Genomic DNA, 20,080 nt, shown 5'->3' on the forward strand with positions numbered 1-20,080 from the left:
TTAAAAATTGATTAACTTATTCATAAAGTTTCTTAAGGTTTTATAAAAAAATCCCGTCACCTTCGTGACGGGTCATAAAATATACTAATTAAACATTAAAGCGATACCCTGCTCCCCAAACAGTTTCCAAAAATTTAGGATGTGCAGGATTTCTTTCAATTTTTTCACGTAGTTTCCTGATATGGACAGTGACAGTTGAAACATCCGCAGCCGATTCCAATCCCCAAATATTTTCATAAAGCTGCTCTTTACTTAATACTTGATTCGGATGCATGACAAAAAACACTAAAGTATCGAATTCCTTTGTTGTAAACGGGACCACCTCCCCGTTTATGTGAACCCTGCGTGCTGACTTATCTATTGAAATTCCATGGACATAGATTGAATTAGATTTGGGGTGACTTCCTGATAAACGTTCATAACGCGCTAAGTGCGCTTTCACTCTTGCAACTAGTTCACTTGGACTAAAGGGCTTTGTAATATAATCATCCGCTCCTAGTCCAAGCCCCCGAATTTTATCAATATCTTCCTTTTTCGCAGATACAAGCAAAATCGGGATATTTTTGACAGCACGTATTTGTTTGCATATCTCAAAGCCATTTAACCCCGGAAGCATGATGTCCAAAATGATTAAATGATAATTTCCTTGAAGGGCCTGTTGGAGACCTGCATCACCAGTGTGTTGAATATCGACACTAAAATCACTAATTTCCAAATAGTCCCTTTGTAATTCAGCAATACTGACTTCGTCTTCAATAAGTAATATCTTTTTCACATTTCCTCACCTTTCTTTATGGAAAAGAATACACTTGTACCTTTTCCTACCTCACTGGTAGCCCAGATATCTCCTCCATGCTCGTCGATAATTTTTTTTGCGATTGCAAGTCCTAAACCACTTCCACCTGTCAGGGAATTCCTAGATTGCTCAGCCCGATAAAAGCGGTTAAAAATATAAGGCAAAGCGGAAGATTCTATTCCATAGCCATTATCTGTTACTTGTACTACTACATCATATAGTCCTTCATGCAGAGAAATGGAAATGTGTTTTTCATCTTTATTCATATACTTTACACAATTGCTGATCAGGTTGGCCAATACGCGTTTCAGTTTCTCTCTATCCGCAGACACGTATATCGGTTTATACAGCTGTTGAAGTTCAATTTGTATTCCTTGTTGAAGTAAATCCAGTTGAAGCTCTTCTACATAGTCTTTCAAATATTTATCCATTCTGACCGTCTCAAAAGTGAATAGTTCCTTTTTTAAATCCAACTTCGAAAATAAAAACAATTCATCTATCAATGAATCCATATCCCTTGCTTTCAGGTATACCGTCGATAAATACTTTTCCATTTTCTGCGGGGTATTTGCTACCCCGTCTTTTATCCCCTCAACATATCCCATAATCGAAGTGATGGGTGTCTTCAAATCATGAGAAATATTGGAAAGAAGTTCTTTGCGATTTTCCTCATACTGAAGCTGAAGGTTTACGGACTCTTTTAACTTTTTTCTCATTTCCTCAAATTCCCTATTCAATTGTCCGATTTCATCATTGGAAGTCGCTTTGATTTCAAAGTTTAAATCTCCTGATTTTATCCGCTCCGCTCCCTCTTTAAGTATTGAGATAGGTTTGATGATGCTTCTTGAAACTAAATAATTTAAAAGTCCAATAATCATTACCAACAGTAATAACAATAGGGCGAATAAAATGGGAAATGACTCCCGAATCAGCTCGGCATAGGAACTTGCCTTTCTCATGACAAAAATGCTTCCTTCACTTTTATCCGAAAAATAAAAATCAAACTTCACATAAGTGAAAAAAGAGTCTTTCATTTTGATTGTGTCCCGGGTATTGATGTTCGTTTCTTCGAACATGGGAAGTGATTGAACCAAGCCTAGCTTATCAAGTGCGGGTGACGCATACTCAATGTCATTAACTTTTCTAACGACAATCTCAATATCTCCATGTTCAAGCTTCTTCAGCTGCTCTTCGTTCAGAAGCTGTTCTGGATTATTTTTTGCCAAAAGCTTTAAATCGAGAAACACACTTTCTTCTGCTGCAGTCAAAGGTTTTTGGAGATAAGAGTTTTTATATAGATGCTCTATCGATTTTACATCACCTGTTATTGCAAAAATAAGTAAAAATCCAGCCGCTAAAAATAAAGTGATGGAAATAAGAATTACGCCAACATAGGACATCAGAAACCTCATTTTAATTGACAAATATTTTCACCCCGTATAAAATCTCTCGTTTTCTCTTTTATAGAAGAGTTCACCGTTTATCTGCTGTTCCTGCATTTCCATGAATAATTTTCTTAGAACTTAAAAAAACATATCACACAAATCTTAAAATTTTCTAAAATACTTGGAAAAAATCCTATTCTATTTTAGATCTATATTTTTTTATTTGAAAAACTGAATGCTAAAATCCGCTTCCTTACCGCCTTCTGTCTGCCAAACCTCCTCGCCGCAAACATCTAGCGGGGTATCGAATAGCCAATTATTAGGCAGGGGTCAGGGGTGACGCATATTTCTTCAATTTTTTGAGGTTTCATAAAACAATAAGAACCTTGAAGAGCGAGATTTCAGAAATCCTTCCGCCGTCTCGGCTAGCCAGTTTTTCGGCAGGGGTGACGCATATTTCTTCAATCCCATTGGGTTTTCAGTATTAAACAATAAAAAATCATGCTGTATAACCAAGTCTTCATTTAGTTTACCTGTGGTTTTTTAATTTATGAAAGTTTCAGATGATTTACGAAATCAGCGCCTTTTCGCCGACTTTTTATCAAGCTTCCTCGACGCAAGCATCTAGCGGGGGACCGGCTAAGCTTGTTTTTTGTTAAAATATTTTTTAAACACCTTTTATAATAATGATATTATTTATAAATTATCCAAGAATTATATATAGCTGCACTTCAGTATTTTCATTAAAGATACGAAATTAATTAGGCGAAACCTTTATCAAGCACACGGAAAAGATCATGAAGGTTTATTGGTTTACTATTTGTCCCGATTTGTGAGACATAGAAAAAAGCGAACTTCCCCTTAAGGAAAGTCCGCTTTTTATAAATTTCAAGAAAAGTTCACCCGTTCTTCTCATTAATTTGGCGAGACGATCATTTGGTCATCCAATCTAATATCGTCAATCGACCAAAACCAATTATTTTTCGCATTATGCATTCTCCATTGTAATTTCATAGAAGATGCATCTTCAGGAACATTAATCGATTTAACTTCATACTTATTCAAGACATGTCCATTTTTATTATCCGAAGCTGCTTTATTGTCATAAACGAGAACTTGTTGTTTTTCCCCATTATCAAAGACAGCAGTTACTTCAGCTGTTTGTGTTCCTTCTTGTTTATAGTGAGAAGCAAATCCTACGTATAGATCTTTTGCACCCTCAACTTTTACAGAAGGGGAAGTTAATGTACTATCAAAAAAGCCTTTTGATGCTGGTGAACCGTTATCATCCCATTCATCAGGATCCGCTACTGCTATAACACCTTGTCCAAGTTCAAATTTGCTACGATCTTGGTCTTCCGCTTTTGTCCAAAATTCCTTTGTTGTGAAGCTCCACCCTTGCCACTCCTCTGTACCAGCTGGCATATTCGAGCTATTTGTAACCGACCAGCCGTTAGGAGCTTTATGGCTCCAACCGAGAATGGAGCTTGGAATGTTTTCATTCACTGCTGGCTTTAATGCAGAGTCCAATTGGTCAAAACCTTCTCCAAGCATCATGTTGACGAATACATTTATATTCTTGGAGCCAATTATTTGGCCGCCCTCGTAAGCAGTAATCGTGAATTGAGAAGAACCGGAACTTTCTTTACTAGGTATAGCTTTTATTGGCAAATTCTTTTCTTCAGATCCTGAAAGCTCATATTCAAGTTCATTGTGCTCCACACTCCACCCTTCAGGTGCATCAACTTTAATTTTTCCTTTTACACTATCATTTCCAAAGTTTTTCATCTTCACTTGGAGTGTAGTCGATTCACCTGTCGTTACTAAAGAAGGAGAAGCCTGTGCAGAGACCATTTCCAGTGCTTTTGTCTGACCATCAGCCAGTAACACCTTTTTACTGCTATTGTTAAATGAATCCAGTGCTTGTACCTTAATTTCATAATCTGTACCTGGCTTAAGCCCGGCTACAGGGAACTCTAAATTCTTTGGCACAGGATCTTGATAGAATTCAGAAAATGCGGTGAAATCTGCGTCTAGTTCCCCTGTTACCTTGTTTTTAGCCGTTATGTGATAAGAATGTACGAGCAAGTTATCTTTCGCCTGTGGAAATGTCACATTTAAACTTCTTAGTGTCGATTTTTCTTTTACAATCGAAGCCTTGTCTTTACCTGCAAAAGACGGTGGCAACTGATCTCGGTCGTCTGTATATTTAAATTTATTTTTTTTAGAAGGATTTTTTATTACCCATGGTTTTCCTGTCCAATCGTCTTTATGAAAGTCACGTTTTTTAATGATAACTTCATTATTATAAACTTCTACAATCATTCCTTGACTAATATCACGATATCCTTCTGGATGAAACCCTTGAAGTTTGCCCGGTTCCAATTCCAAATAACTTACAGAAGACGTGCCAACAGACGTAAAGTCTTTTTGATGAATCGTTCTGGGGTCTTCAAGTGGATAATGAGAATGGCCTGAAAAAGTAATAACTTGTGGATGTTTCTTTAATGTATCATATAAAAGTTCTTTGTTTTCCTGAGTCCCCCACAAGTCACTTCCATATACCGTGTCTTTTATGTGTTGATGAAGAAAAACAAAGATTGGTTGGTCCGGATTCTCTTTTTCTGCTGCAGCTAACTTTTCACCCAGCCAGTTTATTTGATTAACAGAATATAAACCATGCGTATTACCATTTTCGGGACTTAACGTAATAAAATCATATCCATTTACTTTTTTATGATAGTAAAGGGAATCCATTCCTGATTTCTCGAGAAAACGATCTTGTGCTTTTTCAACGGAAAGTCCATTCCAATAATCATGGTTTCCCATTGTAAACATGGATTGGACATCAGCTTGTTTCTTCTCATTATAAATGGAGAAGAACTTATCATATTCAGTAGCGTATCCATAGTCCGTTAAATCCCCAACGACAACAAAAGCATCCTGTTTAGGCGCAGCTTTGTTTAATTGATCCATGGCTGTTCTAAACTTGTTCATATCAGCATTTGATCCATCATCAATATGTACATCACTGATTACAGGAAAAACGAGCTCCGGTTTACGTTTATTTTCTGAAATTGAAGATTCCGAGAATGCTTGTACACTTGATAAAGAAGTTGTTAATCCTACCGTTACAACTGTCAACATTGCAGCAAATTTATTTTTCGCTTTCAAAATCAATTCCTCCTACTTATCGGTTAGCCCCATACATTATGTAATCATTTTGCAAAAAGACAAATATCCTCCTCATTTTTAAATTTTTAGGTAATTACCAATTAAAATACTACCTTTGCATTATTAATAAAATATAAGAACAATGTAATTTATCTATTAATAAATCAAAAAAAGGCCTATGGCCCGTATTCGTTCCATTAATGGGAATGGGGTACTATCCCTTCACTGTGTATATACCCATAAAATGGTAAAATTTATAAAGGTGGTAAATAATTCCAAGGTGCATAGAAACACCAATTTTTGTATGTTAAAGTCTAGAAGAAGGAAAGGGGAGAGAATGTTATAAAAAAATTATTAAATATTGGGTTGGCAGTAACACTTGTTTTTGGACTGTTTTTTGCGATTGCACCCATGAATAAAACGTATGCCCTGTCCTATGATAATACAAATCCTTATTCGACAGGCTGTGTGAATAAAAGTCCAATCACCTATGAAACAGAATATATTTATAAAAACGGTGTGAAAATTGGATATGTTCAGCTAAAAGGAAGTGCGTATTGTCATACGGCTTGGGGATACTTAAAGTTTTATTCGGCTGCTCCGTATGATTATTATGCAAATGTTTGGGTGGATAGTTTTAATGGCACGACAAAGAGAGCATTTACAAGTTGTGCCAGTTCCGGTGGTAACGGTTGGATCATGAAAGGTCAGACGTCCTGTTATACTGCACAATTATGGAATTTAGATCCGTATAATGCTTTGGCCAAAGCAGGTATTTATTCATCAAGTGGAGCTCTCATTATTTCTGCGAACACTGGTCGTTATTAATAGGTATAAAAGGGGTCCTGACAGAGAAAAAGCCTCTATAACAGTCGATTCCATGCAGTTTATTGACAAAAGGCATTCGGAAAGAATTTATTCCGAATGCCTTTTATGAATTTAATCGCATACCATGCTTTTTTGCATCAGCGAAAATACGATTGCAGGTAACTACTTAGTTTGAACCAAGACAATTTCGTCAATAATCGGAATCTCTCTTTTTAATAAAGATAAGAAAGTGTCTTCGATTATATTGTCGATTTCACAAACCGTTATGGCAGCACCATTGATTTTGGAACGTTCATTGGCCATACGGGCTATATTGATCCCTTTTTGATAAAGAATATCCGATAATTCGGCAATAACCCCTTTTTGATCGGAATGGCGAATCACAAGTGTTGGCCGTTCTCCTGAAAATTTAAATGGATATTCATCGAATTCCTGAACCTCCACTTTTCCACCGCCTAAAGAGCTGGCCAAAACCTTTACAGTACGTGCGTCCCCTGTCAATTCTACGAGAACGGTATTCGGATGATAGCTTCCGAGCACCCTTTTCGTGAATTCATATTGTAAGCCATTTTCCTCAGTAATTTTTTTTGCATTTGGAATGCCATCATCCATGGTAGATAACCCAAGAACACCGGCCAATAAAGCTAGGTCTGTACCATGGCCTTGATAGGTTTCGGCAAAAGAGCCCATCAGCGAGAACTTTACATATATTGGATTTTCATTTAAAAGCTGGCGGGCAATATTCCCGATCCGAACAGCCCCGGCTGTATGGGAACTCGAAGGGCCAACCATTACGGGCCCGATGATTTCATACGCACTTTGGTATTTTGCCGGCCCACTGCCACTAGTTTTTCCGTTTAGAATCTGCTTCTTTAATTTTTGCCCGGTCGGAGTTCCGGCAAGACCGCCTTTCCCGGTTTCTCTCAACGATTCTGGCATTTGCTGCCCGACTTCATGCATCACATGGATCACTTCATCCGGTGGGATGACGCTGGCTATCCCGGCTAAAGCCATATCTGCTGCGGCTTGGGCGGTAATTGCATGTAAACCGTTGCGGATGATGCACGGAATTTCCACCAGCCCTGCAACCGGGTCACAAACCAATCCCAATGAATTTTTCAAAGCAATTCCGACGGCGTTTCCAACTTGCATTGGTGTTCCACCGGCAAGCTCCACCAGGGTGCCGGCCGCCATCGCGGTTGCTGAACCGATTTCAGCTTGGCACCCGCCGGCTGCCCCTGATATCGAAGCTTTATTTGCAACAACTAAGCCGAGGGCAGAAGCAGTGAATATGGACTGGACAATCTGCTTTCGGGTAAATTTCCCGCTGTCAAGGGCGTGAACAAGAACAGCGGGCAAGATTCCCGCTGACCCAGCTGTTGGCGTCGCCACTATCCGCCCCATTGCAGCATTTACTTCTGATACAGCGAGCGCATTTGCTGCAACTTTCAATGTTTTAGCATTGACAAAGGAATTACCGTTTTGGGCATACTGATAAAGACGGTTTCCATCCCCGCCCGTCAAACCAGTACGCGACATGACCGGGCTCTTTGTACCTCTGCGGACAGCCTCCTCCATTACAATAAATTGTTCTGCCATTTTTTCGATAATCGTCTCCCTGGAACAACCTTTCTGCTGTACCTCTGTTTTGATCATCAATTCCGAAATAGTGGATTTTTCCTGCTCAGCTCGTTCAATTAACTCTTTTAAATTAGTAAAAGACATGTGATCACCCCTGTTAAGAAGAAGGTTCCCACGCTGGAAGCATAAGAACCTCTCCTTTTTTCCCTTTGTTTACTTCTGTCCAAAATATTCTGCAACTACAGCTGCCATTGCTTTTGCCGCGATGATCAAGCTGTCCTCATTAATGACAAATTTAGGATGATGGTGAGGATAAACTGGACCATCATCCGGCATTGCGCCGACATAAAACATACTGCCAGGTATCTTTTGCAAATAGTAAGCAAAATCTTCTGACCCAGACGTTGGCGGTGTTTCCACTAACGCTTTGACTTCGGGAATTGCAGCATTTTTAATTCCGTTTACAACCAGTTCCGTCATGGCTTTATCATTCACCAAAACAGGGTAATCATGTGAGTATATTAAGTCATAGGTAATGTCAAATTCTTGAGCAAGCCCCGCTAGAATTCGCTTGAATTCCGTTTCCACTTTAGCGCGAACTTCACTGGACATGGTTCTAACGTCTCCTTCAAGTTCCACGCTGTCCTTTATGACGTTAAATGATCCCTTTCCATCAAACGAGCCAATCGTTACTGTCGCCATATCAAAAGGATTGATTCGGCGACTGATGATCGTCTGGGCTGCTACAACAAAGTGGCTTGCTGCGACAATACTGTCATTGCTTGTATGCGGCATCGAACCATGTCCGCCTTTTCCTTGGATTTTCACTTTGAAATACGAGCGCCCGGCCTGCATTTCTCCAGCACGATAACAGACTTCCCCAGTCACCGACAGGGACATGAGATGAATACCGAAAATACTATCCACACCTTCTAAACATCCATCTTCAATCATGGCGATTGCTCCACCTGGAGGCGTTTCTTCCGCAGGCTGATGCAAGATAACGACGTTTCCTCTTAATTGGTCTTTCATTTCGATTAATGCTTCGGCTAAAATCATTAAATAGGCAGTGTGCCCATCATGACCGCATGCATGCATAACACCTGGATTGCTCGATTTAAATGGTACATCTGCCTCTTCCATAATTGGCAGTCCATCAAAATCGGCACGCAGGGCAACTGTTTTACCAGGGAGTCCGCCCTCGATTGTCACAACCACTCCATATCCGCCAACATTTGTCCGTATTATTACACTCTTATCTTTATAAAAATCAGCAATGTATTGAGCCGTTTTTTCTTCTTTAAAAGATAATTCAGGATGTTGATGGAGATATCTGCGAATTTCTATCATTCTTTCTTTTTTCTCTTCAAGTTTTTGTAATAATTGATCTAACATCTTATTCCCTCCTATTATTTTTCAGTTTTAACGGTAAGTAACACTAGACCGCATATTACAACGGATATTGCCAAGGTGATAAATACGATGGAAAACGAGCCACCTGCCATGGAAATTAAAGCACCGAATGCCATAGGGGCAATAAAACCCCCAAGTGTTCCCCCCGTATTGACGATCCCAATGGATGACCCAATTACTTTCTCAGGCAAAATTTTGTGCGGCCAAGAGAAAATTCCCACAAAAATCGTGGTTAGTAAAAATGTGAGCACATATAAGAAAGCAATGGAAAGGGCCAAGGAATTTGAGAGTACTAAACCAAGAAACAACAAGGATGAAAGGACTGAACATACCATTAACAGTAACTTTTCCTTGCCAGCGAAATATTTTGTCAACAATACACCTGCAAATATGGAGGCTAACGTTCCTCCAATAGCGTTCACTGCCAGAATTATCCCAACCGTACTAATGGATAGTGCAAATTTTGTCTTTAGGAAAGTTGGCAGCCATGACATATTTCCATAAAAAGCCACATTCGCCAGCAGCATGGCGACGAATAAAATAATTACATTTCGATTAGAAATCACTGACTTAAAACTAACTTGTTTCTTTTCAATCTTCGTTTTGGCAGTTGGTTGGCTATTAGGTACCAATAAAGCAACCATAAGTAAAGCAATGGCAAAAAATGTCCCCAGTGCATAGTAGGCATATTGCCAATTTAAGTCAATCAGCCGTGCCCCGATTACAAAAGCAAAAATTCCGCCAATTCCACTCGTTGACAAAATGAGCGATTGAATAAAAGTCCGTCTTGTTTTCGGGAAATTTTCGGCGATTCCTTTTGAACAGCTTGGAGGATAGCCTGCATGGCCAATACCAGCCAAGAAACGAATCAAAATAAACATCAATAAGCTTCCAGCAAGGCCAAATGCAAATGAAAATATCGTAATGAGCGAAAGCGAAAGCATTAGTACCTTTTTATATCCAATCCTATCTGCGAGCCATCCCCCAGGTATCTGCATTAACGAATAACCCAAGAAAAATAAACTCATTATCAAACCGGTTTGACTTGTTGTTAAATGGAATTGTTCTGCAATTGGGATAATTGCAGTCGAAATCATGTTTTTGTCCATGTAAATCATGGAATAACCAGCCATTAAAGCTGTAGTCAACAAAACTCCACCGGTATTCTTTTCCTTTGATACCGAAAGTTTTGCTTCGCTTTGCTTCTTAATCGTTCCTTGAGAAACAGACATAAAAGGCTACCTCCGAATTAATATTTATGTAATCGCTTTCTTGTCTTCATTATAAATTTTTAAAGTATTGAAAACATTCCAATCATTGTCGAAAACATCCCCCTTCATTTGCCCTTTTTCATAACTTCGCTTAACCAAACAACAAAAAAAGACCATTAAGTTTTAACCTAATGGCCTAATTTCAAAGAGATGAATGGCATTTAACGTCAAGGTGGATTGCACTAAGAGCTCCGATTCAATGTTTTCCTCATAGATTTGCAAATCTGGATAGGCTCGCTGCTTAAGATACGTAATGATCTCTTGATCATAGATATACTGTTGGTTGAGATTGAGCCAATTAAAGTAAAAAGCACCGTTATTTCTATCGAGAATGTATTTGCGAATTTGATAAGTGCCAGAAGGCAGCCCTGAAATCATGATTTTCTTTTCCTTTGTTAAAGAGCTCAAAAAGAAACTTTCAACAGAATAAGTGGGATTAACATAGGAATTGTTATAAATTGCTAATTGGTACCCTTGTTTCCCCTTCGTCAGTACAAAGTCCTCCCCTTCAGCTAAAATCTCCAGTCCTATTTTCGCAATTAATTGGATGTTAAAAAACGCCGGACGTTTTATTTGATAATAATAAAGCAGGGCAATTCCATTCATAGCAATATCTTCGTTATCCATATTACTTTTTTCTAACGAATGGGTATCAATCCAAAATCCCAAACCGGAAATCTCTTTTATAACATCGAGCATGTCTTTAAAAATGAGAGCTGATCGAAAAAAAGTTCCGCTTAAATTTACTGTATTACCGTATAGTGTATTCCAGTTTGTCAGGTAAATGGGTGTGCCTGCCAAGCCAGCTGACGAAAGGTTCGCTTTTAATTCCATACACGATTTCTTTATATGATCTTTTACTCCCTTAAAGGAACTGTTATCCATATCGGTAAAGTCAACTTGTTCATTTGGATTGCAGCTAAAGCACACCAGATCAATTTGGTCCATTTGCTTTAAAAATTCATTTACAGTGACTGATAATCCTTTTTCTAAGGAAAATGGCACATGAACTCCGACTTTAGCGGTGGAAGCCCTCTTTTTCACAGTTTGAAAGTATTGTTCATAAAAAGTCCGTGCTGTTTGATCCCACTTTGCGAAAACCAATTCAAATTGCCATTTCCCGACAAAGGCATCGCCAAAATAACTGACAGCATGCTGTAAAAATTCATCTAACATCTTTATATAATCCGGACAGCTTACGACTTCCTTTTCAAATTCCACACTAATGAATGGAATTAAACCCAGTCTTTGAAACTCGTTAAATAACGCATCAATCTTATAATACGGCCCACCTATTTGCAAAAGCGGGTCCATTATCGTAAACGAGGGGGAAAATAGGTTCGTGAAATAGGCATATTCAAAATGCAGGTGTTCCTGAATTAGCTTTAATTCAGCTTGGACCTCTTCATTTAAGGCATATTCCAGCTGTCCCATCACCAGTAATCGCTGGGCTTTATCCCGGACAAGGACAGGTTCTTCCGGGAGGTTGATATGTACCGTCGAAACCCCCGATTCTTTCACCGTAACATTTCGGTCCTTTTGCGAAATATACTTGCTCAATTCAATTAAAAAGTGCGGTGAATTCACCAAGGTATATTGTTCGCTTATATTATTTACTTCCTGGAAAGGTTCTTTTTTATGAAGACCTCGATATTCGGCAGGTGTTTGATTGTACATTTCCTTAAAAGCCTTGTTAAAAGCTTTCACATTAGGAAAACCATTATTTAACGAGACTTTCATGATGTTATGATCGGTATATAATAACTCATGAACAGCGGATTTCAAACGGGTTTGCTTTACATATTGTGAAAAACTGACACCAACAGCCTGCTTGAAATAACGGGACAAATAGTATAGTGATAAATATTGCCGTTTGGCAATCTCTTCTAAAGACATCTGTTTGCGATAATTTTTTTCAATAAAAGTAAGGATGTCCCTAATTCTATCATCCTTCATTTCAATAAATCGATTGTGACCGAGATGTGTCGTTTTGAAATTCCGGATAAGAAGTGTAACTAACTTGTAAATCAGGCTGTTGATTTCAAGTTCACTTCCATCCTGCTCTTGGTAATGTGCGATCAAAATTTCAGCCAAGAGTTGACGGATTTGATCAAAAAGAAGATATAACCCATTATCTTCTTTGGATGAATGGCAGTCAAAATAACACACATGAATATCCTGATAAAGCTGCTCGATGGAATTAAGGGGAATTTGCAGCAATAGAACTACATTGTCTTCATCCCCCTTTACGGTATGGACATCTTTGGCATTAATTAGCAGGAGATCATTTTCCGCCAAATGCCAGGAATCTTGATTGACCATGACCTCGACTTCTCCCCGGATCACGAAAAGAATTTCAATTCCTAAATGGATATGCTGTGAGTGATGGCGAATATTTTGCAAACTGATTTGATACGAATCTTCTTTTACTGATCCAGACATGAACATTCACCTTTTTTACTGGGATTTTACCACTGCCCATCAAGCTTTAGTAAATCATTATCATACGTTATTTATATGTAATAAGATGGTAAGTAAGGCTTTTAACTCTTATAGTAAGAAAAAGCAGCTCCCCGCTTATTGAAGTAAGGCAATTAGAACGATAAGGGGATGAGCCATAAAACAGTCACATTAAAAGTATGTGATATAAATCTTCATAGCCAGTGTTTTGGATATTGCCTTGTTTGAAATAAATTATTATAAATCATCGATATAAAAACTAATAATAAAGTACCTATTACAATTGAAGTCAGGAATCCCCAGCCAGCTTGAGAATTGATCGAAACAAGGGCACTAGCTGCTGCGGGCGGGTGAACAGTTTTTGTAAAAGTCATTATAATTAATACAATGGCCAATACGAGACCGATAATGAATAAGCTTTTACCAAAGATGCTCCAAATGATAAGAGCTATTGTTGTAGAGATTATATGACCTCCAATAACATTACGGGGTTGTGACAAGAGACTTTTATGCGCACCAAAAACAATGACACAGCTCGCCCCAAGAGGAGCTAATGCCATCGGATATCCTAAATAGACAGCTATAAAACTAATAATGATTATAGCAATGAGCCCACCTATAGCTGAAACAAAGGAATCTATATAATCAATTCTATCCTTTTCCCTAGCTTCGCCCTTCATTTTCTTTAAATATGCTGTTAAACCTATGTTTTGTTGATTGCTCCAACTTTTTTCAACACTTTTTTCGAATTCCATAATGTCTATTTTCCTCACGTTTTCTAAGTAAGTCGACAAGTCGACAGGGTTTATATATACTGTTATCTTACAGGAAAACAATGAATTTTTAAATATATATCTGAATATTCATTTATTGATTCCCGTAAAACAGTTACCACCCCCCACTTTTTCTCTGTGAACCTATCAATATTCCTTGGCATATCATTAAGGATTTACTGTAAAAGGGAGTATAGATTAGTATCAAATGAAACATCATTTTGATACATATAATTTCTTAATATCCCTTCCTTTTTGAAACCTAAATTGATCAACAATTTGTTGGATGCTTTATTTTCAATAAAAACAATTGCTCCAATACGCGTTAATTCAAGCTCTTTAAAACCATAAGAAACCACCTTACTGACAGCTTCTGTTGCATAACCGTTACCCCAATATTTTGGGAAAAGTGCATAGCTCAGTTCTGCTCTTTTATGTTCATGAGACCATTCTTGAAATCCAATCGTTCCAATAATGCCCTCCTTTCCTTTCCATTCAATTCCCCATTTAATTCCATGTTTTTCTTCGAAATTCTTTGAAAAATTCCTAATGATTTGCTTCACCTGATCTGCATTTGTTAATGGAGTTTGCCCATAATATCTTAATACATCTGGATTGGAAAAACATTTTAATAGATCTGCTGCATCACCTTCAACCAATTCTCTCAAGACCAACCGTTTTGTTTCTAAAATCGGAAACATTTTTCCACTCCCTTTGCTATAATTAGATCTATTTCGTTCCAGCGGCGGACCTCAATAACACCCGTACCCAATACTTCCGTATAAACCGGCTGCCTTATAATTAAGAACACACCCCTTAGCTTTTTAAGGGCTCCGTTGTTTCACCCATCAGGATACCCCATTATGTTCCATAGTTATTACGACATTTCCCTTCTTGTGTCCTTTCTCTACATACCTATGGGCTTGAACTAATTCTTCAAACGCATAACATCTGTCAATGACCACTTTTATCTTCCCTGCTTCTACAAGCTCCTTGAGGAAGTTTAGAGCTTCGGGAGTTTCTGGTGAATTTTGACTCAATATCAGCTTCTTGCCGGTTGTCAATTTAGTCCATAGCATTCGAACACCAGGTACCGGTACAGTGACATTTAGATAGGTTCCGTCCTTCTTCAGCGATTTCATACAAGCTGAAAACGGACTCTTGTTTACCGCTTCAAAGATAACATCATAGGTCTCACCATCTCTGGAAAAATCCTCTGAAGTGTAATCGATGACCTTATCGGCTCCAAGAGATTTTACCAATTCTACATTCGCGGTACTGCAAACCCCTGTAACTTTTGCTCCGAAATACTTGGCAATTTGTACTGCATAACTTCCTACACTCCCTGAAGCACCATAGACAAGAACCTTTTGACCACTCTGAACGTTAGCTTTTCTAAGAAAAAACAATGCTGTACGTGCCCCAATTGGAATGGCTGCGGCTTCCTCAAAAGATAAATTATTAGGTTTTATGGAAACGGGCCCGTCACGCAAGCACTTATACTCGGCATAAGCACCATAGCCCACTTGGGAAGCTGCAAAAATCTGGTCACCTGCTTTAAACAGCTTGACATCTTTGCCCACTGACTCAACTTCTCCAGATAACTCCAAGCCCAATATGGTTTTCTTGGGACGTCTTAATCCCATAATAATCCGAGCTGGCAGCCAAACAGAGAGGGGAACTGTAAAGCTCCGTGACCGAATATCCCCCATTGTTACCGTTGCCGCTTTTACTTTTATCAGTATTTCATTCTCCTTAGGATCCGGTTTTTCTACCTCTTTCAAATGAAGAACGTCAGGGGGACCGTACTTGGTGTACACGATTGCTTTCATTAATCCTCCTCCAATTCGTTATATCACTTAAAATCCACTAACCCTCAAAAACTGTACTTGAACTATCGCTCCATTCGTTGAATAAAGAATACCGATTTGTAGAAATGGAAAATTGATTGTTCCGGATACATACTCTCAAAAAAGCAATCAACATTTGAATATATCTTTAAACGCGTTTACATTAGCTTACTCGCCTTCATTTATCTTCATGCCTCTAATAAGAACTCAGCCAGCTTAGGACGAGTAACTCAAGTTTTCCATCCTTACATCAGCTGGTATAACATCTTTTTTCGTTTCACCGACAAGCGGATGCAATAATAGTCCATCAACGGATCCAGTTTTTTGCAAATATTCATGCACAGTCTCTTCTTTTTTAGAAATACTAAATAACGGCAAATGTTTCTCCTATTTCTCAAGTTATTTCATTATGTGGATTTCTATGTTGTATATGGTTATGTTTGATACCCCTTGAAATGTCATTTTTTGAAATTATACGAAATCAATATTGAACTCCTTTCCATTCTATTAAAAAAGCTATATGTCCTTGTTAGGACATATAGCTTTTTATCATTTTTGGAATTGTAATTGATGCAGATTGGCAAAAATGCCCCCCTGCTTAAGTAAGTCATCGTGACCGCCTTCTTCAGCAATTCCTTCTTCCGTAACAACCACGATCTTGTCAGCGTTCCGAATGGTTGCCAATCGGTGTGCGATGATTAACGTAGTTCGGTTTTCAGCTAGTTCCGTAAGAGCCTGCTGGATTATTCTTTCCGTCTCCGTATCGAGTGCAGAGGTTGCCTCATCGAGAATTAATATTGGCGGATTCTTCAAAAACATCCTTGCTATTGCAATTCGTTGTTTTTGTCCTCCGGATAATTTCAAGCCTCGTTCACCTATTTGAGTTTCATAGCCTTCTGGAAGTCCTTCAATGAAAGTCTCCAAATGGGCTTTCCTTGCGGCTTCTTGAATTTGTTCATCCGATGCTCCAAGCATTCCGTACGCAATATTCTCTTTTACCGTTCCTGTGAAAAGGAATACATCTTGCTGGACTATGCCAATTTGTGAGCGCAATGACTTTTTCGTCATTTCACGAATATCAATTCCATCAATGGATATTGAACCGGCCTTAACATCATAAAAACGTGGGATCAATGAGCATATGGTCGTTTTCCCAGCTCCTGAAGGCCCGACAAAAGCGACGGTTTCACCAGCTTTAATTGTTAGATCAATTCCTTTTAAAACTGGCTTTTTGTCTTCATAGTTAAAAGAAACATCTTTAAAGGAAATATCCCCTAATAGGGTGGTCACCTCAATTGCATCCTTTTTATCCACTACATCAGGCGCGACATCCAATAGTTCCGTAAAACGCTTAAAGCCGGCCATCCCTTTTGGATAGAGTTCCATCAACGCACTGATTTTGTCGATCGGCTTAAATAATACGTTAACATATAAGACGAATGCAACCAGTTCCCCATAAGAGAGCTGCCCATGAAAAGTTAGCCAAGCTCCAATCACCAACACGGCAAGGGTCATAAACCTCGTCATCATGTAAATGCCTGATAAGCTAAAGGACATAACCTTATATCCTAGTAGTTTCGCTTTACGGAATCTGCGATTATTAGTAGCAAATCTTTTCATTTCATATGTTTCATTCGTAAAGGATTGTACAACCCTCACTCCTGAGACGCTATCTTCCACACGGGCATTTACATCCGCGACCTCTGTATACATTTTCTTCCAAGCTTTGTTCATCTTTAAATTACTTATGACAATCAATAGCACGAGGAACGGTAAAATACAAACCGATACGAGTGCCAGTTTCACATTGATTGTCAACATAATCCAAAATGCACCTATAAAAGTCATGAAGGCAATGAATAAATCTTCGGGACCATGGTGAGCAAGTTCACCAATATCGAACAGATCATTGGTTATGCGGCTCATGATATGGCCGGTTTTCGTGTTATCAAAAAAACGAAAAGATTGTTTCTGCACATGCTCAAATAATTCCTCACGCATATCAGTCTCGATATTTATACCCAATTTGTGGCCCCAGTACCCTACTATGAACTGTAAGAAGGTACTAATGATATAAAGCAGGAACAAACCGGCACTTACCGAAACTATGGCAGACCAATCGTCGCCAGGCAGCAGTGTATCAATAAACCACTGAACAGCTAGCGGAAATGCAAGTTCAAGTACAGCCACGACCACTGCACTGAAGAAATCGATAATGAATAACCGCTTATGCGGCAGGTAATATGAAGCAAAACGTCGAATCATCAAATTTTTCTCCTTTTTTACATATATTAAGGAGTATAATTCCATATTCATTATTCGGCAAGCATTTCAGAACCCCCATAATCATATTTGGTAAATTCATCATATAAAGCACCCCTACCCGGCACATGCAATCTTTTGAATGAAGGAGTGAATCCAGTGTAAAAAAATAACCATTCTAAATATCCATGAACATATTTTCGTAAAGGATGGTATTCATGAAAAGCATGGAGAGCGTTAGAAACGCTTTATAAAGAGGGCAAGGTAAAGGCTATTGGGGTAAGTAATTTCCAAATATCTCACCGAAGAAATAAGCAGAAATCAAACCTGTGATCAATCAGGTGGAATGTCATCCCCGTTTAACACAAAAAGAGCTTCAAGCATTTTGTCTTAAACATGGAACCCACCTAGATGCGTGGACTCCATTAATGCAAGGTGAATTATTAAACAATGAATTTTTAACTGGAATTTCCTCTAAATATAATAAATCTGTAGCCCAAGTAATTCTACGCTGGGATGTACAAAATGACATTATTACCATTCCAAAATCAACAATAGAACATCGTATTGTCGAAAATGCATCAGTCTTTGATTTGAATTAACCAAACAAGAAATGAAACGCATTGATGAATCAAAAACACCGTGTAGGGCAAGACCTTACAATCTTGATTTTCAAATAAGATCGAAGGAGATAGACGCATTCAATTTGTCTATCTTCCATCTGTATAAAAACAGGAAATTTATCCAAACTAGTCACAAGATGTGTTTACTTTATTACCTCTATCTAGCCAATAATCTTGATTTTATATAAAATAGGAGGAATTTAGATGAAATTAAGTTTAAAAGGAAAAACAGCCCTTGTCACGGGATCGACAGCTGGCATTGGCAAGGCCATAGCACTTACTTTAGTAGCAGAGGGCGCCACTGTTCTTATTAACGGACGACGGGAAGGAAATGTACATCAAACAATTAAAGAAATTCAAACACAATATCCCCAAGCCATTCTTCAACCTGCTATACATGATTTAGGAGCGGAACAAGGATGTCAACAGATGATTGAACAATATCCAGAAGTAGATATTCTGATTAATAATCTTGGCATTTTTGAGCCCATTGAATACTTTGATATACCAGATGAAGATTGGTTTCGATTATTTGAAGTGAATATCATGAGTGGAGTTCGTTTAACTCGCTCTTACCTCAAGAAAATGATTCAAAAAAAAGAGGGAAGAATTATTTTTATTGCAAGTGAAGCAGCTATTATGCCTTCTCAGGAAATGGCTCATTACAGTGCAACAAAAACCATGCAATTGTCGCTTTCCCGTAGTTTAGCTGAGTTATGTAAAGGCACAAATGTCACTGTTAATACAGTCATGCCTGGGTCTACTCTAACAGAAGGTGTAGAAACGATGCTAAATAGTCTTTATCCAAATGAACAATTAAGCATGGAAGAAGCTGAAAAACGATTTATGAAAGAAAATCGCCCAACATCTATTATTGAAAGATTTATTCGTCCCGAAGAAATTGCACACCTTGTCACTTTCTTAAGCAGTCCAATTTCTTCAGCTATTAATGGATCCGCATTGCGAATAGACGGTGGATTAGTACGTAGCGTATTTTAATCAATAAACCTACATAACTCCGTACTCGTTAAATAGGTTATATATATCTATTAAAAGACTTCTGCGTCATAACCTTTCTCCGTCAAACTGGGGTTCGATTAAATCCGGATGGGTTGCGATTCGTCAAATCCCAACTATCCGTACCCTCATTCCCATTGATTTCATAACCACTTTAGCTTCAAGCGTGTGGCTGGCTGTCCTTATCTATATGTATGTAGAACAGAACCTGCAACTGGGTGAGGAATGGTGGGGGTACATTAACACATGCTACTTTGTCGGCATGATTTTCAGTGGATTGATCGTCATCCGTTTTGCCAAGTTACTAGAAAAATATAATGGATTCTTCATCATTTTCGGGCTATTTCTCAGTTCACTGCTGATCCAGTTTTTTGGAACTACCAGTATTCCTGCATTAGCTTTGCTGCTGGCATGCCTGTACGGTCTCCCAGAACAAATTCTATACCAAGCTATTCCAAGACCATGCTACGGAAAAGACTCTTGCAAAAATTCATGCCGTTTGGGGAGCAGTCATCAATATTACATTTGCCGCTCTGTCTTACTATTAGGCTTTATAACGGAAACATACAGTGTCAAAACAACGTTCCAATTTTCCTCCACGCTGATATTCCTTGCCTTTCTTTATGCAACTTTTAAAAGGAACGACT

Annotated in this window: 12 protein-coding genes and 3 pseudogenes; 3 read left to right on the forward strand and 12 right to left on the reverse strand. The window is 38.5% G+C overall.

Annotated features, from left to right (window positions below; all coding sequences use genetic code 11):
* Positions 1-88: 88 nt before the first annotated feature.
* The 3 genes and pseudogenes from ADA55_RS04630 to ADA55_RS31320 all read right to left on the reverse strand — a co-directional run.
* Positions 89-775, reverse strand: a complete 687-nt coding sequence (locus ADA55_RS04630; RefSeq protein ID WP_034307161.1) for a response regulator transcription factor — start codon at positions 773-775, stop codon at positions 89-91.
* Positions 772-2,220 (reverse strand): sensor histidine kinase, encoded by a 1,449-nt coding sequence (locus ADA55_RS04635; protein WP_048679780.1) that lies wholly within the window; start codon positions 2,218-2,220, stop codon positions 772-774. Before ADA55_RS04635 ends, ADA55_RS04630 begins: the two co-directional genes overlap by 4 nt.
* Positions 2,221-4,044: 1,824 nt before the next feature.
* A pseudogene (locus ADA55_RS31320) lies at positions 4,045-5,355 on the reverse strand (metallophosphoesterase); the annotation flags it as partial.
* Between the two features lie 411 nt (positions 5,356-5,766).
* Between ADA55_RS31320 and ADA55_RS04645 the strand changes: the two are divergent.
* Complete coding sequence (locus ADA55_RS04645; protein WP_063594989.1) at positions 5,767-6,183, forward strand: DUF2690 domain-containing protein; 417 nt, start codon at positions 5,767-5,769, stop codon at positions 6,181-6,183.
* 162 nt (positions 6,184-6,345) lie between these two features.
* Here ADA55_RS04645 and sdaAA read toward each other — a convergent pair whose 3' ends face one another.
* From sdaAA to ADA55_RS04685, 9 genes and pseudogenes are all read right to left on the reverse strand, one after another.
* Positions 6,346-7,908, reverse strand: coding sequence for an L-serine ammonia-lyase, iron-sulfur-dependent, subunit alpha (sdaAA, locus tag ADA55_RS31185; protein WP_048679788.1), 1,563 nt, complete (start codon positions 7,906-7,908; stop codon positions 6,346-6,348).
* A gap of 69 nt (positions 7,909-7,977) precedes the next feature.
* Complete coding sequence (locus tag ADA55_RS04655) at positions 7,978-9,159, reverse strand: M20 family metallopeptidase (RefSeq protein ID WP_048679790.1); 1,182 nt, start codon at positions 9,157-9,159, stop codon at positions 7,978-7,980.
* Between the two features lie 14 nt (positions 9,160-9,173).
* Positions 9,174-10,409 carry an MFS transporter gene (locus ADA55_RS04660; RefSeq protein ID WP_082162807.1) on the reverse strand — a complete coding sequence of 412 codons (1,236 nt, stop codon included), beginning with the start codon at positions 10,407-10,409 and terminating at the stop codon, positions 9,174-9,176.
* A gap of 162 nt (positions 10,410-10,571) precedes the next feature.
* Positions 10,572-12,890, reverse strand: coding sequence for an AraC family transcriptional regulator (locus ADA55_RS04665; RefSeq protein WP_048679793.1), 2,319 nt, complete (start codon positions 12,888-12,890; stop codon positions 10,572-10,574).
* A gap of 212 nt (positions 12,891-13,102) precedes the next feature.
* Positions 13,103-13,663, reverse strand: coding sequence for an HPP family protein (locus ADA55_RS04670; protein WP_034307163.1), 561 nt, complete (start codon positions 13,661-13,663; stop codon positions 13,103-13,105).
* Between the two features lie 194 nt (positions 13,664-13,857).
* Entirely contained in the window at positions 13,858-14,382 is a 525-nt protein-coding gene (locus ADA55_RS04675; protein WP_048679797.1) for a GNAT family N-acetyltransferase, read from the reverse strand.
* A 147-nt stretch (positions 14,383-14,529) separates the two neighbouring features.
* On the reverse strand, positions 14,530-15,513 hold the full coding sequence (locus tag ADA55_RS04680) for an NAD(P)-dependent alcohol dehydrogenase (RefSeq protein WP_048679801.1): 984 nt from the start codon (positions 15,511-15,513) through the stop codon (positions 14,530-14,532).
* 252 nt (positions 15,514-15,765) lie between these two features.
* A pseudogene (locus ADA55_RS29145) lies at positions 15,766-15,870 on the reverse strand (hypothetical protein); the annotation flags it as partial.
* Positions 15,871-16,080: 210 nt separating this feature from the next.
* The gene (locus ADA55_RS04685; RefSeq protein ID WP_048679803.1) at positions 16,081-17,796 is read right to left on the reverse strand and encodes an ABC transporter ATP-binding protein; all 1,716 of its coding nucleotides are present in this window, start codon (positions 17,794-17,796) and stop codon (positions 16,081-16,083) included.
* Positions 17,797-18,015: 219 nt separating this feature from the next.
* Here ADA55_RS04685 and ADA55_RS04690 point away from each other — a divergent pair.
* Together ADA55_RS04690 and ADA55_RS04695 are read left to right on the forward strand one after the other, a co-directional pair.
* Positions 18,016-18,466: pseudogene (locus tag ADA55_RS04690) on the forward strand (aldo/keto reductase); the annotation flags it as partial.
* Positions 18,467-18,620: 154 nt separating this feature from the next.
* Entirely contained in the window at positions 18,621-19,415 is a 795-nt protein-coding gene (locus ADA55_RS04695) for an SDR family NAD(P)-dependent oxidoreductase (protein ID WP_048679807.1), read from the forward strand.
* Positions 19,416-20,080: the final 665 nt, after the last annotated feature.

It is taken from the genome of Bacillus sp. 220_BSPC, from assembly GCF_001054655.1.
Classification (GTDB): domain Bacteria; phylum Bacillota; class Bacilli; order Bacillales; family DSM-1321; genus Peribacillus; species Peribacillus frigoritolerans.